The sequence below is a fragment of the Cereibacter johrii genome, assembly GCF_001720585.1.
Classification (GTDB): domain Bacteria; phylum Pseudomonadota; class Alphaproteobacteria; order Rhodobacterales; family Rhodobacteraceae; genus Cereibacter_A; species Cereibacter_A johrii.
In genome coordinates, this window is sequence record NZ_MABH01000244.1 from 1 (window position 1) to 12637 (window position 12637).

14 protein-coding genes are annotated in these 12637 nt (G+C 70.0%); 10 read left to right on the forward strand and 4 right to left on the reverse strand.

The window, feature by feature from the left end:
- Positions 1 to 83: 83 nt before the first annotated feature.
- The 3 genes from A9O63_RS20340 to A9O63_RS20350 are packed head-to-tail and all read right to left on the reverse strand — an operon-like array spanning position 84 to position 3206.
- Positions 84 to 1580 carry an aldehyde dehydrogenase gene (locus A9O63_RS20340; RefSeq protein WP_069333525.1) on the reverse strand — a complete coding sequence of 499 codons (1497 nt, stop codon included), beginning with the start codon at positions 1578 to 1580 and terminating at the stop codon, positions 84 to 86.
- A gap of 1 nt (position 1581) precedes the next feature.
- The gene (locus tag A9O63_RS20345; protein WP_069333526.1) at positions 1582 to 2487 is read right to left on the reverse strand and encodes a dihydrodipicolinate synthase family protein; all 906 of its coding nucleotides are present in this window, start codon (positions 2485 to 2487) and stop codon (positions 1582 to 1584) included.
- 17 nt (positions 2488 to 2504) lie between these two features.
- Entirely contained in the window at positions 2505 to 3206 is a 702-nt protein-coding gene (locus A9O63_RS20350) for a GntR family transcriptional regulator (protein WP_017140454.1), read from the reverse strand.
- Positions 3207 to 3354: 148 nt separating this feature from the next.
- Here A9O63_RS20350 and A9O63_RS20355 point away from each other — a divergent pair, with 148 nt between their 5' ends.
- The 8 genes from A9O63_RS20355 to A9O63_RS20390 all read left to right on the forward strand — a co-directional run bounded on the left by A9O63_RS20355 (position 3355) and on the right by A9O63_RS20390 (position 10442).
- Positions 3355 to 4443: a quaternary amine ABC transporter ATP-binding protein gene (locus tag A9O63_RS20355; RefSeq protein WP_069333527.1), complete on the forward strand. Its 1089-nt coding sequence runs from the start codon at positions 3355 to 3357 to the stop codon at positions 4441 to 4443.
- On the forward strand, positions 4443 to 5384 hold the full coding sequence (locus A9O63_RS20360) for an ABC transporter permease (protein ID WP_069333528.1): 942 nt from the start codon (positions 4443 to 4445) through the stop codon (positions 5382 to 5384). Before A9O63_RS20355 ends, A9O63_RS20360 begins: the two co-directional genes overlap by 1 nt.
- Before the next feature lie 35 nt (positions 5385 to 5419).
- Positions 5420 to 6406 carry a glycine betaine/L-proline ABC transporter substrate-binding protein ProX gene (gene proX / locus A9O63_RS20365; RefSeq protein ID WP_069333529.1) on the forward strand — a complete coding sequence of 329 codons (987 nt, stop codon included), beginning with the start codon at positions 5420 to 5422 and terminating at the stop codon, positions 6404 to 6406.
- A gap of 50 nt (positions 6407 to 6456) precedes the next feature.
- Positions 6457 to 7407 carry a GlxA family transcriptional regulator gene (locus tag A9O63_RS20370; RefSeq protein ID WP_069333530.1) on the forward strand — a complete coding sequence of 317 codons (951 nt, stop codon included), beginning with the start codon at positions 6457 to 6459 and terminating at the stop codon, positions 7405 to 7407.
- Positions 7408 to 7646: 239 nt separating this feature from the next.
- A complete protein-coding gene (locus A9O63_RS20375) occupies positions 7647 to 8210 on the forward strand; it encodes a Tll0287-like domain-containing protein (RefSeq protein WP_084296097.1) in 564 nt (187 codons plus the stop codon).
- Positions 8211 to 8363: 153 nt separating this feature from the next.
- Entirely contained in the window at positions 8364 to 9542 is a 1179-nt protein-coding gene (locus A9O63_RS20380; RefSeq protein WP_069333531.1) for a GNAT family N-acetyltransferase, read from the forward strand.
- Between the two features lie 11 nt (positions 9543 to 9553).
- On the forward strand, positions 9554 to 10171 hold the full coding sequence (locus A9O63_RS20385; protein WP_069333532.1) for a glutathione S-transferase family protein: 618 nt from the start codon (positions 9554 to 9556) through the stop codon (positions 10169 to 10171).
- Positions 10164 to 10442 carry a 4a-hydroxytetrahydrobiopterin dehydratase gene (locus A9O63_RS20390; protein WP_069333533.1) on the forward strand — a complete coding sequence of 93 codons (279 nt, stop codon included), beginning with the start codon at positions 10164 to 10166 and terminating at the stop codon, positions 10440 to 10442. Before A9O63_RS20385 ends, A9O63_RS20390 begins: the two co-directional genes overlap by 8 nt.
- Before the next feature lie 87 nt (positions 10443 to 10529).
- On the opposite strand, the gene A9O63_RS20395 is transcribed toward A9O63_RS20390, so the two are convergent.
- Complete coding sequence (locus tag A9O63_RS20395) at positions 10530 to 11018, reverse strand: peroxiredoxin (RefSeq protein ID WP_069333534.1); 489 nt, start codon at positions 11016 to 11018, stop codon at positions 10530 to 10532.
- Between the two features lie 100 nt (positions 11019 to 11118).
- Here A9O63_RS20395 and A9O63_RS20400 point away from each other — a divergent pair, with 100 nt between their 5' ends.
- Positions 11119 to 12324, forward strand: coding sequence for an NAD(P)/FAD-dependent oxidoreductase (locus A9O63_RS20400; RefSeq protein ID WP_069333535.1), 1206 nt, complete (start codon positions 11119 to 11121; stop codon positions 12322 to 12324).
- Positions 12321 to 12637 (forward strand): RsmD family RNA methyltransferase (locus A9O63_RS20405; RefSeq protein WP_205631862.1); only part of this gene is annotated, 317 nt, incomplete at its 3' end. The genes A9O63_RS20400 and A9O63_RS20405, both read left to right, overlap by 4 nt.

The window sequence follows — 12637 nt, forward strand, 5'->3', positions numbered from 1 at the left end:
CTGCGGCGCGGGCTGGCCCGGCAGGATGGCGGACCAGGCCGCCGGGCCGCGGTGGACCGGGGTCCGCCGCGCCTCGAAGCTGGTCATGACACGGCCTCGGCCGCGTCGTCGGCCAGATCGATCCAGATGGTCTTGAGCTGGGTATATTGGTCGTGGGCATGGATGCCGTTGTCGCGCCCGCCGAAGCCCGACTGGCGGAAGCCGCCGAAGGGGGTGGTGATGTCGCCCTCGCCGAAGCTGTTCACCGTCACCGTGCCCGCCCGGATCGTCCGCGCGCCGCGCAGGGCCTTCTTGACATTCGCGGTGAAGATCGAGGCCGCGAGCCCGTAGGGCGTGTCGTTGGCCAGCGCGATGGCTTCGTCGAAGCTCTCGACCGTCAGGACCGAGAGCACCGGGCCGAAGATCTCCTCGCGCGCGGGCGCGGCCTCGCGGTCGGTGATCTCGAGGATCGTGGGCTCGACGAAGGCGCCGTGGGCCTGTCCGCCCAGCAGCACCTTCGGCCCTCCGGCGAGGTAGGAGCGGACCTTTTCCGCATGCGCGGGCGAGACCAGCGCCCCCACCCGGTTTTCGGGGTCGAGCGGGTCGCCCATCGGCCATTCGCGGGCATGGGCGAGGATCCGCGCGATCAGCGCCTCCTTCACCCCGCTCTGCACGATCAGCCGCGAGGCGGCCGAGCAGTTCTCGCCCATGTTCCAGAAGGCGCCGGTCACGACATGCGCGGCCACCCGGTCGAGGTCCTCGGCATCGTCGAGCACCACCGCCGGATTCTTGCCGCCCATCTCGAGCGTGACCTCCTTGAGGTTCGACTCGGCCGCATAGCGCAGGAAGCGCCGTCCCGTTTCGGTCGAGCCGGTGAAGGAGACGGCGTCGATGTCCATGTGCCGGCCGATGGGCTCGCCCACCTCGGGGCCGTGGCCGGGCAGGACGTTGAAGACGCCCGGCGGCAGGCCCGCCTCCATCGCCAGTTCGGCCACCCTGAGCGCGGTGAGCGGCGTCTCCTCGGCCGGCTTCACGATGACCGAGCAGCCCGCGGCCAGCGCCGGGCCGATCTTCCAGGCGAGCATGAGCAGCGGGAAGTTCCACGGCAGCACGAGGCCCACCACCCCCACCGGCTCGCGCAGCACGAGGGCCAGATGGTCGTCCGAGGCGGGCGCGGTCTGATCGTAGATCTTGTCGATCAGCTCGGCATGCCAGGTGAGGCAGTGGATCGTCTCGGGCACGTCCACCGTCTCGCAGTCGTAGATGGTCTTGCCGCTGTCGAGGCTCTCCATCACCGCAAGCTCGCGGGCGTGGCGCTTGAGGAGCTTGGCCAACCGGATCAGCACCTCCTTGCGCGCGCGGGGCGGCAGCCGCGACCAGCGGCCGTCCTCGAAGGCGTCGCGGGCCTTCTGCACGGCCAGATCGACGTCGGCCGGGCCGCAGGCCGCGACCTCGGCCAGCAGCTGCCCGGTGGCGGGGTTGCGCGTCTCGAAGGTGGCGCCCGAGTGCGCGGGCCGGAAGCGGCCGTCGATGAAGGCGCCGGTGGGCAGCGACAGGCCCGCCGCGATGGCCTTGTAGTCCTCGGTGGTCAGAAGGGTCATGTCAGGCCTCCGCGGCGATCTGGGCAATGGTCCGTTTCAGCACGCGCACGACCTGCTCCAGCTCGCGCTTGTCCTCCTTGGTCAGGGGCTTCAGCGGCGGGCGCGGGGGGCCTGCGCGCAGGCCCGCCATCTCGCAGCCGTGCTTGATGCACTGCACGAACTTGCCGCCCTGCTCGAGCACCCGCATCAGCGGCAGCAGCGCCGACATGATCCGGCGGCCCTTGGCGAAATCGCCCTCGACGGCGCAGGCCTGCCAGAGCGCCAGATGTTCGGCGGGCAGGAAGTTCGAGCCGCCGCAGACCCAGGAGCGCGCGCCCCAGGCGAAGAATTCGAGCGCCTGATCGTCCATGCCGCAGGACATCTGGATGTGGGGATAATCGCGCGCCAGAAGATGGACGCGGTTGATGTCTCCCGAGCTCTCCTTGATGGCGGCGAAGTTGCGCGACCGGCCGACGCGGTCGAGGAATTCCGCGCCCATCATCACGCCCATGCGCCCGGGATAGTTGTAGAGCATCACCGGCAGATCGGCCGCGCGGTCGATGGCCAGCGCGTTCAGCGCATTCTCGCGTTCGGTCGGCACCGCATAGGGGGGCGAGCCCACGAGGATCGCCGCGGCGCCGATCCGCGCCGCATGTTCGGCCATCCGCAGGGAATCCTCGAGCCGGATCGCCCCCGTGCCCACGATCAGCGGCACGCGGTCGCCGATCACTTCGCGGGCGAGGCTCGCCATCTCGGCGCGCTCCTCCATCGACTGGGTGTAATATTCGCCCGTCGAGCCGCCGCTGATGAGGCCGTGGACGCCGGCCGCGATCAGATGCTCGATCGCCGCGGCGAAGGCGTCGCGGTCGATGGAGCCATCCTCGCGGTGCGGCGTGATGACGGGCGTGTAGATTCCCTCAAACTTCATGCAGCTCCTCTGGATCCTCAGGCCCCCGGCGCGCGGCCGAGCGGGCGCCGGATGCTCTCCGGTGTGACGAAACTCTCGATCTGGGCCCGCGACAGCTCCCAGTGGGCGACGGCGAGGTCGGCCGCGCCGTCGGCGTCGCCGGCCTCGATCCTCTCGATGAAGAGGTCGTGCTGGTCGGCGGCCACCGACTGGACGTCGGTCATGCCGGGAAAGCGCGGGCTGTAGAAGGTCATGCCGATCCTTGTGTGGTCGATCAGCAGCCGCCGGAGGCTCGGCGTCAGATATTCGTTGTCGGCCATCTCGCCGATGATCGAATGGAAGCGCTCGTTCATCAGCGCCCGGTCGGCGGGATTGCCCCGGCGGATCGCATCGCGGAAGGCCGCCTGCGTCTCCTTGAGCAGCGCGATCTGATCGGGCCGGGCGTTCTCGGCCGCCAGCCGCGAAACGGCGGCATAGATCATCGGCGCGGCGAGGAAGAAGTTGCGCATGGTCTTGTAGGTCATGGGCGCCACCTGGGCGCCCCGGTTCTCGTGCAGGACGAGATAGCCCTCGCCCGCCATCTGGCGCAGGATCTCGCGCAGCGGCGGGCGCGAGATGCCGTAGCTTTCGGCCAGATCCGTCTCGTCGAGATAGCTTCCCGGCTCGAGCGCCTGGGTCAGGATCCGCTGGCGCAGATCCTCGATGCAGAGCGTCTTGCGGCTTTTCGTCGGGCTGTCCACGGCTGTCTCCTGCTGGTTCCGAGGCCGCTTCCTACTGCGAACTCCCGCCACCGCCCATCCCCTCCGGAATACAATGTGTCTACAGCATGGAAATACATGTTGTCTACATAGAAGTTTTCTGTTTGTAGTTTTGACAGGGGGATTCCGCATGACCAAATCCGCAAGAGAGGACGTCATCCGCTGCGAGGGGATCTGGAAGATCTTCGGCCGCCGGTCGCGTCAGGCGATGGAGGCCGTCCGCAGCGAGGGCCTGTCGAAGACCGCGATCCGCGAGCAGTTCGACTGCGTGGTGGGGGTGCAGGATGCCTCCTTCAGCGTGAAGCGCGGCGAGATCTTCTGCATCATGGGCCTGTCGGGCTCGGGCAAGTCCACGCTCATCCGGCACATCAACCGGCTGATCGAGCCCACCTCCGGCTCGGTCTTCATCGAGGGGCAGAACGTCAATGAGATGAATGCCCGCGACCTGCGGGCGCTCCGCGCCCAGCGGATCGGCATGGTGTTCCAGAGCATGGCGCTGATGCCGCACCGGACGGTGCGCGACAATGTCGTCTTCTCCCTCGAGGTGCGGGGCCGGCCCGAGGAGGAGCGCGCGCGGGTCGCGGCGCAGGCCATCGAGGCGGTGGACCTGACGGGCTGGGAATCGAAATATCCCGACGAGCTGTCGGGCGGGATGCAGCAGCGCGTGGGCCTTGCGCGCGCCATCGCCGCCGATCCGACCATCCTGCTGATGGACGAGCCCTTCTCGGCGCTCGACCCGCTGATCCGCAAGCAGCTTCAGACCACCTTCATGGCCCTCTCGGCCGAGCTGCACAAGACCACGGTCTTCATCACCCACGACCTCGACGAGGCCATCCGCATCGGCGACCGGATCGCCATCATGAAGGACGGGGTTCTGGTGCAGATCGGCACGCCCGAAGAGATCGTGACCGAGCCGGCCGACGATTATGTGGCCGATTTCGTGGCCGGGATCTCGAAGCTCGACCTCGTGTCGGCGGCGCGCATCATGCAGCCCTTCGAGCAGTATCGCCGGACGCGGCCCACGGACGGGATCGAGGCCTGGCCGGTGGCGCGCCCCGACGACAAGCTGAACCGGCTCGTCGATCTGGCGGTCGGCACCGACCATCCGATCCTCGTCAAGGACGCGGACAAGGTGGTGGGCGTCGTGGGCAAGCGCGCGCTCCTGCGCGGCATCCAGGGCCGCGAGGATGCGACCGCTTGCCAGGCGGAGGCCGTCTGATGGCCGGGGAAACCACCTTCAGCCTGCTCGATCCGTTCCGCAGCATCGATCTCGACATCGACGGGCGCACCGACGGCATCAAGCAATGGGCCATCGCCAACCGCACGGCGCTCCAGCCGATCAAATCCTTCTTCGACGGGCTGATCGGCTGGATCGAGAATCTGATGCAGTCGATCCCGCCCACGGTCATGCTGCTGCTGATCGTGCTCGTGGCCTGGCAGGCGGCGGGGGGACGAGTGGCCCTCGTCGTGGCCGTGGCGCTGGTGGCGCTGGGGCTCCTGTCGCCCGACGCCTGGTCGCTCGCCATGACCACGCTCGCCATCGTCAATGCGGCCGTGGCGCTCTGCGTCATCATCGGCCTGCCGCTCGGCGTCCTCGCGGGCAAGAGCGACCGGTTCGAGGCGGCGGTCCGGCCGTTCCTCGACACGATGCAGACCATCCCGGCCTTCGTCTATCTGGTGCCCGTGGTGATGCTGCTCGGGATCGGCAATGTCTCGGGCGTGATCGTCACGATCATCTTCGCGCTGCCGCCGCTGGTGCGCCTCACCTCGCTCGGCATCCGCAGCGTCAACCCCGGTGTCGTCGAGGCCGCGCGCGCCTTCGGCGCCACGCCGCGCCAGATCCTCTTCAAGGTCGAGCTGCCGCTCGCCACGCCCACGATCCTCGCGGGGCTGAACCAGACGATCATGCTGTCGCTGTCGATGGTGGTGATCGCCTCGATGATCTCGGTCAAGGGCTTGGGCAACGAGGTGCTGCGCGCCATGGGCCGGCTCGATGCGGGCAAGGCCATCGTGGGCGGTCTCGGCATCGTCATCCTCGCCATCGTTCTCGACCGCGTGACGCAGGGCCTCGGCCGCTCGGGCCGCGCCCGCAACCACCGCCACTGGTGGCAGGAGGGGCCGGTGGGTCTCGTCATGCGCCTGTTTCACAAGAGCGCCTGAAGGCGCCGTTCCAGCCAGCCCAACAAGGAGACACCATGAAACCGTTCAAGATTGCCCTGGCCCTGATGCTGTCGGCTGCCGCGACGCCGCTTCTGGCGAACGACAGGCCGGGCGAGGGCGTGACCGTCCGCCCGATCATGGCCACGCAGATCGAGGAGTTCTTCCAGCACCGCATCCTGTTCCGGGCGCTGGAGGATCTGGGCTATTCCATCGCCGAGCCGCAGGAGGTCGAGTACCAGACCCTGCACATGGCGCTCGGCGCGGGTGACGGCGACTTCAGCGCCGTGAACTGGCGCTCGCTGCACGAGACCTTCTACCAGGAGGCCGGCGGCGACGAGGTGCTGGCCAAGGTCGGCACCCTGATCGAGGGCGCGCTGCAGGGCTATCTGGTGGACAAGAAGACCTACGACGGCGGCATCACCGACATCGGCCAGCTGAAGGACGCCGAGGTCGCGAAGATGTTCGACGCGGACGGCGACGGCAAGGCCGACCTCGCCGGCTGCGTGCCCGGCTGGGGCTGCGAGCGCGTGATCGAGCACCAGCTGGACGAATACGGGCTGCGCGACACCGTCACCCACAACCAGGGCGCCTATCAGGCGATGATCGCCGATGTGATGGCGCGCTACCAGAACGGCCAGCCGGTGCTCTACTACACCTGGACGCCCTACTGGGTGTCGGGGGCGCTGGTGCCCGGCAAGGATGTCGAATGGCTGAGCGTGCCCCATACGTCGCTGCCGGACGGGGCGACGGGCGAGACCACCTTCAACGGCAAGAACCTCGGCTTTGCGGTGGATTCGATCGGCGTCGTGGCGCGCAAGGACTTCCTTCAGGCCAATCCCGCCGCCGGGAAGCTCTTCGAGGTGGCCAGGATCGACATCGCCGATATCTCGATCGAGAACAAGCAGATCACCGACGGCGAGAACGGCTCGTCGGACATCGACCGGCATGTCGATGCCTGGATCGCCGCCCATCGGAGCGCCTATGACGGCTGGCTGGCCGAGGCGCGCAAGGCGGCCGAGTGATGCCTTCCGGGTGCCCGCTTCCGGGCACCCGCCCTCGCCGGTGAGCCGCAATGTCCGGGACCTCCCATTTCGTCTTCCTTCTCGTCGAGAACTTTTCCCACATCGCCTTCTCCTGCGCGCTCGAGCCCCTGCGCATCGCCAACCTGCTGGCGGGGCGCGACCTCTACCGCTGGTCTCTCGCCAGCGAGGACGGCGCCTCGGCCACCTGCTCGAACCGCTGCGTGACGCTCGTCCACCGCGGGCTCGACCCGCTCGAGCGCGGCGACCGGCTGTTCCTGATCTCGGGCCTCCGCGTCCAGCATCACACGACGCCCGCCATCCTCTCCTTCCTGCGGCGCGAGCGGGCAGCGGGCACGCCGATCGGCGCCATCTGTTCGGGCGCCTATGTGCTCGCGCGGGCCGGGTTCCTCACCGGGGTGCGGACCGCGATCCACTGGGAGTTCCACGACCTCTTCGCCGAGGACTTTCCCGAGGTGGCGCTCGTGCGCAACGTCTTCGTGCCCGACGAGCGGTTCGTGACCGCCTCGGGCGGGACGGCGGCGGCCGATCTCATGCTGCATCTGATCGCGCGCGAGCACGGGCGGGACCTGTCCACGGCGGTGGCCGACCAGATGGTCTACAACACGGTGCGCGAGGGCACGGCCGCGCAGCGCGTGTCGCTGCAGTCGCGCCACGGGATGCGGAACGCCCATCTGTCGCGGGCGATCGCGCTGATGGAGGCCCATGTCGAGGAGCCGCTCAGCCCCTTCGCCCTCGCGGCCCTCCTCGGCATCTCGACCCGCCAGCTCGAGCGGCTGTTCGGCAAGTTCCTCAACACCTCGCCCAAGCGCTACATGATGGAGGTGCGGCTGACGCGGGCGCGCCACCTGATCGTGCAGACCGAACAGTCGATCTCCGAGATCGCGATGGCCTGCGGCTTCACCTCCACCTCGCATTTCTCGAAAGTGTTCCGCAGCCGCTACGGGGTGGCGCCGGTCGCGCACCGCACGACCCTCGGCTAGCCGCCGCAGCCCGTCGCCCAAGTCATGCAGCTCGAGACACCCGCGATGCGGCGCGCGCGGCCTGCCCACCCGCGGCGACCGACCGCCTGCGGGTGCGCGAGGCCCGATCCTTTCCTCGAGCCCGTGTGACCAGATCACCGTTCCTCCGCGCCCGACGCGATAAGGCGGGCCGGGGGCCTCGCCCATTCCCCACCCGCAGCCGCCCGAGGCACCGGCCGCTGCCAGAGACGGAGGTTGCGATGGATGCGATGAGAGGGGCCCTTGCCGGCTGCGCGCTGGCCCTGTGCCTCGGGACGACCGGGGCGGAGGCCGCCGACCCTGCCGCTTTGGCGGAGGCGCGGGGGGCGACCCTGCGCCTGCAGCAGGAGCTGCAGGGCGCGCTCAAGGCGGCCATGGCCGAGGGCGGGCCCGTCGGTGCCGTCGAGGCCTGCCATCTTCAGGCCCTGCCGCTGACCGAGAGCCTGTCCGAGGAGCTGGGCGCCGAGATCGGCCGCACGGCGCTCCGGCTGCGCAATCCGGCCAATGCGCCGGACGCGTGGGAGGCGGAACAGCTGCACCGCTTCGAGGAGCGGCTCGCGGCGGGTGAGCCGGCGGCGGATCTCGAGGCGATCCTCGAGGGGCCGGACGGGCTGCGCTACATGAAGGCCATCCCGATGCAGGAGGGCTGCGCCGCCTGCCACGGCGCCGAGCTTGCGCCGGCGCTCGGCGCACGGATCAAGGCGCTCTATCCGCAGGACCGCGCCACGGGCTTTTCTCCCGGCACCCTGCGCGGCGCCTTCACCGTGACGCTCCGCCGACCCTGAGAAGATCCGGACCGGACGACCGGGCCGGCCCCCGCCGGGGCAGACCCCTCCGAAAGCCTCTTTCACTCTGCCCAAATATCCTCGGGGGTGCGGGGGCAGACAGCCCCCGCGGACGCCCGCCCTTTCCTTCCCTGCCCGGACAAGCCCGCCTCCATGAGCACCGCTGCCATCGAGATCACCGCCCACGCCGGCCTGACCGAGATCCCGGCCGCCGACTGGGATGCGGTGGCCTGCCCCGAGGCCGCGTCCGGCCGTCCGATCGATCCCTTTACCACCCACCGCTTCCTCGCGGCCCTCGAACGGTCGGGCTCGGTCGGCCCCGGCACCGGCTGGCAGCCCCATCCGCTGGTGGCCCGGATGGGCGGACGGCTCATCGCGGCGGCGCCGCTCTATGCCAAGCTCCACAGCCAGGGCGAATATATCTTCGACCACAACTGGGCCCATGCCTACGAGCGGGCGGGCGGGCGCTATTACCCGAAGCTCCAGATCGCCGTGCCCTTCACCCCCGCCACCGGGCGCCGCTTTCTCACGCTGCCCGGGCTCGAGGATACGGGCCGCGCGGCGCTCGTGCAGGGGGCGGTCGAGATCGCCGGGCGGAACGGGCTCTCCTCGCTCCATGCCACCTTCTGCACCGAAGCGGAGGCCGAGGCGGGCGCGCAGCTGGGCCTTTTGCACCGCGTCACCCAGCAGTTCCACTGGGTGAACGAGGGCTATGCCGACTTCGGCGACTTCCTCGGCGCCCTCTCCTCGCGCAAGCGCAAGGCCATCCGCAAGGAGCGCGAGACCGCCCGGGCCTTCGGCGGCACCATCCGCTGCCTCACCGGCGACGCGATCGAGCCGCGGCATTGGGACGCGTTCTGGACCTTCTATCAGGACACCGGCAACCGGAAGTGGGGCCGCCCCTATCTCACCCGCCGCGCCTTCGCCGAGTTCCACGCCACGATGCGCGACGATATCCTGCTGGTGCTGGCCGAGCGCGAGGGCCGGCCGATCGCGGGCGCGCTCAATTTCATCGGCCGCGACACGCTCTTCGGGCGCTACTGGGGCTGCATCGAGGATCATGCCTGCCTGCATTTCGAGCTCTGCTACCATCAGGCGATCGACTGGGCCATCGCGCACGGGCTTGCCCGCGTCGAGGCCGGAGCGCAGGGTGAGCACAAGCTCGCCCGTGGCTACCTGCCGGTGCCGATCCATTCGCTGCACTGGTTCGCCGACCCGGGACTGGGCGATGCGGTGGCCCGCTATCTCGACGCCGAGCGGCGCGCGACCGACGAGGAGATCGAGGTGCTGACCGCCTACGGCCCCTTCCGCCGCGGCGGCGGAGAGGAATGACGGAGAGAGGCATGGACAGGCTCACGCTCTACACGAACCCCCGCTCGCGCGGGCGCATCGCGCGCTGGATGCTGGAGGAGGTCGGCCAGCCCTACGACCTCGTGGCGATGGACTACGGCCCCGAGATGCACAGGCCCGACTATCTGGCGCTCAATCCGATGGGCAAGGTCCCCACCGTCACCCACGGGCCGCGGGTGGTCACCGAGACGGCTGCGATCTGCGCCTATCTCGCCGACGCCTTCCCCGAAGCCGGGCTCGTGCCCGAGAACCGGGCCTCCTACTACCGCTGGCTCTTCTTCGCCGCCGGCCCCTTCGAGGCGGCGGTGATCGACCGGGCGCTCGGGGTGCAGATCCCGCCCGAGCGGACCGTGATGGTGGGCTACGGCGACTTCGACCGGGCCGTGGCCACGCTCGAGCGTGCGGTGTCCGAGGCGCCCTTCATCGCCGGCGAGCATTTCAGCGCGGCCGACGTGCAGGTCGGCTCCCAGGTCGGCTGGGGCCTCCAGTTCGGCACGATCCCCGACCGGCCTGCCTTCCGCGCCTATTGGGAGCGGCTGGCCGACCGTCCGGCGCGGGTGCGGGCGGCGGCCATGGACGATGCGCTGATCGCCGGGGCCTCCCATGGCTGAAGCGCTCGACCTCGCCCCGCTCCTCGCGGCCGGATGGAGCCACGATCCCTCAGGAGGCAGGCTCTCGAAGACCTTCCGCTTCGAGACCTTCGTCGCGGCCTTCGGCTTCATGACGCGCGTCGCGCTCTGGGCCGAGAAGTGGAACCATCACCCGGACTGGCGCAACTCCTACGCGACGGTCGAGATCAGTCTCACGAGCCACGATGCAGGCGGCCTGACCGAGCGCGACGTGAAGCTCGCCCGCAAGATCGACGAGCTGGCGGCGGGCTGACAGAGCCTTTCCCGGGCGCAGGCGGTATGGCCCCGGGCGCGCCGGTCCCCGGGGCAGGCCGCGCCTTCCCCGGGGCCATGCCCGCGATCAGATCGCGGCCAGCAGCGCCTCGCCGCCCGAGGTCTCGCAGACGCCGGGGCTCTCCTCGAGATGGATCACGGCGACCACCCCGTCCTTGGCCTGCAGCGCATAGCGGCGCGAGCGGCCGATCAGCCCCACGGGCGGCGCATCGAAGGCCAGACCCAGCGCCTTGGTGAAGGTGCCGTCCGCATCGGCGAGCATGGTGATCCCCGCCCCCGAGGCGCCGGTGGACTCGCCCCAGGCCTTCATCACGAAGGGATCGTTGACCGAGACGCAGATGATCTCGTCCACGCCCTTGCCCGCGAACTGGTCCTTGGTGCGGATGAAGGAGGGCACATGGGCCGAGTGGCAGGTGGGCGTGAAGGCCCCCGGCACGGCGAAGATCACCACGTTCCGTCCCTTCAGCCGCTCCGACAGCTGCACCTGCTCGGGCCCCTCGGCACCGATCCGCACCAAAGTCGCTTCGGGCAGCCGGTCGCCTACCGAAATCACCATCTCTTGTCCCCATCGCGTTGCGTTTCCGATGCCGCGAGTTATAGGGTCGCGCCGGACGCCCGGCCAGTCGATTTGTCGCAGGGCTATGGAGTGAAGGGTCATGCCGGACATCGTGGTGGTCGGAGCGGGACAGGCGGGCGCCGCACTGGTGGCGCGGCTCAGGGCGCTGAAGTTCGAGGGCAGCATCCTGCTTGCGGGCGAGGAGCCGAGCCCGCCCTACCAGCGCCCGCCCCTGTCCAAGGCCTATCTGCTCGGCACGATGGAGGAGGAGCGGCTCTGGCTGCGCAACCGCGCCTTCTATGCCGAGGCCGGGATCGAGCTGCGTCTGGGCGCCCCCGTAACCGCCATCGACCGCGCCGCGCGCACGGTGGCAGTGGGCGGCGAGGCGATCCCCTACGGCCGGCTCGCGCTCACCACCGGCTCGGCCGCGCGGCATCTGCCCGAGGCCGCGGGCGGCGGGCTCGAGGGGGTCTATACCGTCCGCACCCTCGCCGATGTGGACCGGATGCGGCCCGAATTCCGCGCGGGCCGCCGGCTCGTGGTGATCGGCGGCGGCTATATCGGGCTCGAGGCCGCGGCGGTGGGCGCGAAGCTCGGCCTTGCGGTGACGGTGGTCGAGATGGCGCCGCGCATCCTGCAGCGGGTGGCGGCCCCCGAGACGGCCGACTGGTTCCGCGCGCTCCATGCCGCGCACGGGGTGCGCATCCTCGAGGGCGTGGCGCTCGAGCGGCTGACGGGCGAGGGCCGCGTGACGGGGGCGCTTCTGGCCGACGGCACCCATCTTCCGGCGGATTTCGTGATCGCGGGCGTGGGGATCCGCCCGGTGACGGAGCTTGCCGAAGCGGCGGGCCTCGCGCTCGACAACGGCATTGCGGTGGATGCGCTGGGGCAGACCTCGGATCCCGCGATCTGGTCGGCGGGCGACTGCGCCTCCTTCCCCTGGAGGGGCGGGCGGCTGCGGCTCGAATCGGTGCAGAACGCCATCGATCAGGCCGAGGCGGTGGCCGCGAACATGCTGGGCGCAGGCGCGCCCTACCTGCCCGCGCCCTGGTTCTGGTCGGACCAGTTCGACACCAAGCTCCAGATCGCGGGGCTCAATCTCGGCTACGACCGGGTGGTGACGCGCGGGCCCGAGGGCGGCTCGGTCTCCTTCTGGTATTACCGCGGCGCGGAGCTTCTGGCCGTCGATGCGGTGAACGAGCCGCGCGCCTACATGGTGGGCAAGCGGCTGATCGAGGCCGGACGCAGCCCCGCGCCCGAAGCGGTGGCCGATGCCGCGGTGCCGCTGAAATCGCTGCTCGCATGAGGATCATCGGCGGGCAGCGGCGCGGGCTGAAGCTCGCGGAGGTGGGAGAGGGCGACGCCAGGGCGCATCTGCGCCCGACTTCCGACCGGGTGCGCGAGGCGATCTTCAACCTCCTCCTGAACGGGGGCTACGGCAATCCGGTGGCCGGCGCCCATGTGCTCGATCTCTTTGCGGGTACGGGCGCGCTCGGGCTCGAGGCGCTGTCGCGGGGCGCGCAGCGGGCCACCTTCGTGGAAAACGGCGCGGCGGCGCTGGCGCTCCTGCGGCGCAACATCGGCCTGATGCGGGCCGAGGCGGCCACCGCGGTCGAGCG

What these genes read in the sequence shown, in the direction of transcription:
- A9O63_RS20345 (WP_069333526.1), bottom strand. Translation starts at nt 2,487, where the DNA reads ATGAAGTTTGAGGGAATCTACACGCCCGTCATCACGCCGCACCGCGAG.
- A9O63_RS20340 (WP_069333525.1), bottom strand. Translation starts at nt 1,580, where the DNA reads ATGACCCTTCTGACCACCGAGGACTACAAGGCCATCGCGGCGGGCCTG.
- A9O63_RS20400 (WP_069333535.1), top strand. Translation starts at nt 11,119, where the DNA reads ATGCCGGACATCGTGGTGGTCGGAGCGGGACAGGCGGGCGCCGCACTG.
- A9O63_RS20380 (WP_069333531.1), top strand. Translation starts at nt 8,364, where the DNA reads ATGAGCACCGCTGCCATCGAGATCACCGCCCACGCCGGCCTGACCGAG.
- A9O63_RS20390 (WP_069333533.1), top strand. Translation starts at nt 10,164, where the DNA reads ATGGCTGAAGCGCTCGACCTCGCCCCGCTCCTCGCGGCCGGATGGAGC.
- A9O63_RS20370 (WP_069333530.1), top strand. Translation starts at nt 6,457, where the DNA reads ATGTCCGGGACCTCCCATTTCGTCTTCCTTCTCGTCGAGAACTTTTCC.
- proX (WP_069333529.1), top strand. Translation starts at nt 5,420, where the DNA reads ATGAAACCGTTCAAGATTGCCCTGGCCCTGATGCTGTCGGCTGCCGCG.
- A9O63_RS20355 (WP_069333527.1), top strand. Translation starts at nt 3,355, where the DNA reads ATGACCAAATCCGCAAGAGAGGACGTCATCCGCTGCGAGGGGATCTGG.
- A9O63_RS20395 (WP_069333534.1), bottom strand. Translation starts at nt 11,018, where the DNA reads ATGGTGATTTCGGTAGGCGACCGGCTGCCCGAAGCGACTTTGGTGCGG.
- A9O63_RS20375 (WP_084296097.1), top strand. Translation starts at nt 7,647, where the DNA reads ATGGATGCGATGAGAGGGGCCCTTGCCGGCTGCGCGCTGGCCCTGTGC.
- A9O63_RS20360 (WP_069333528.1), top strand. Translation starts at nt 4,443, where the DNA reads ATGGCCGGGGAAACCACCTTCAGCCTGCTCGATCCGTTCCGCAGCATC.
- A9O63_RS20385 (WP_069333532.1), top strand. Translation starts at nt 9,554, where the DNA reads ATGGACAGGCTCACGCTCTACACGAACCCCCGCTCGCGCGGGCGCATC.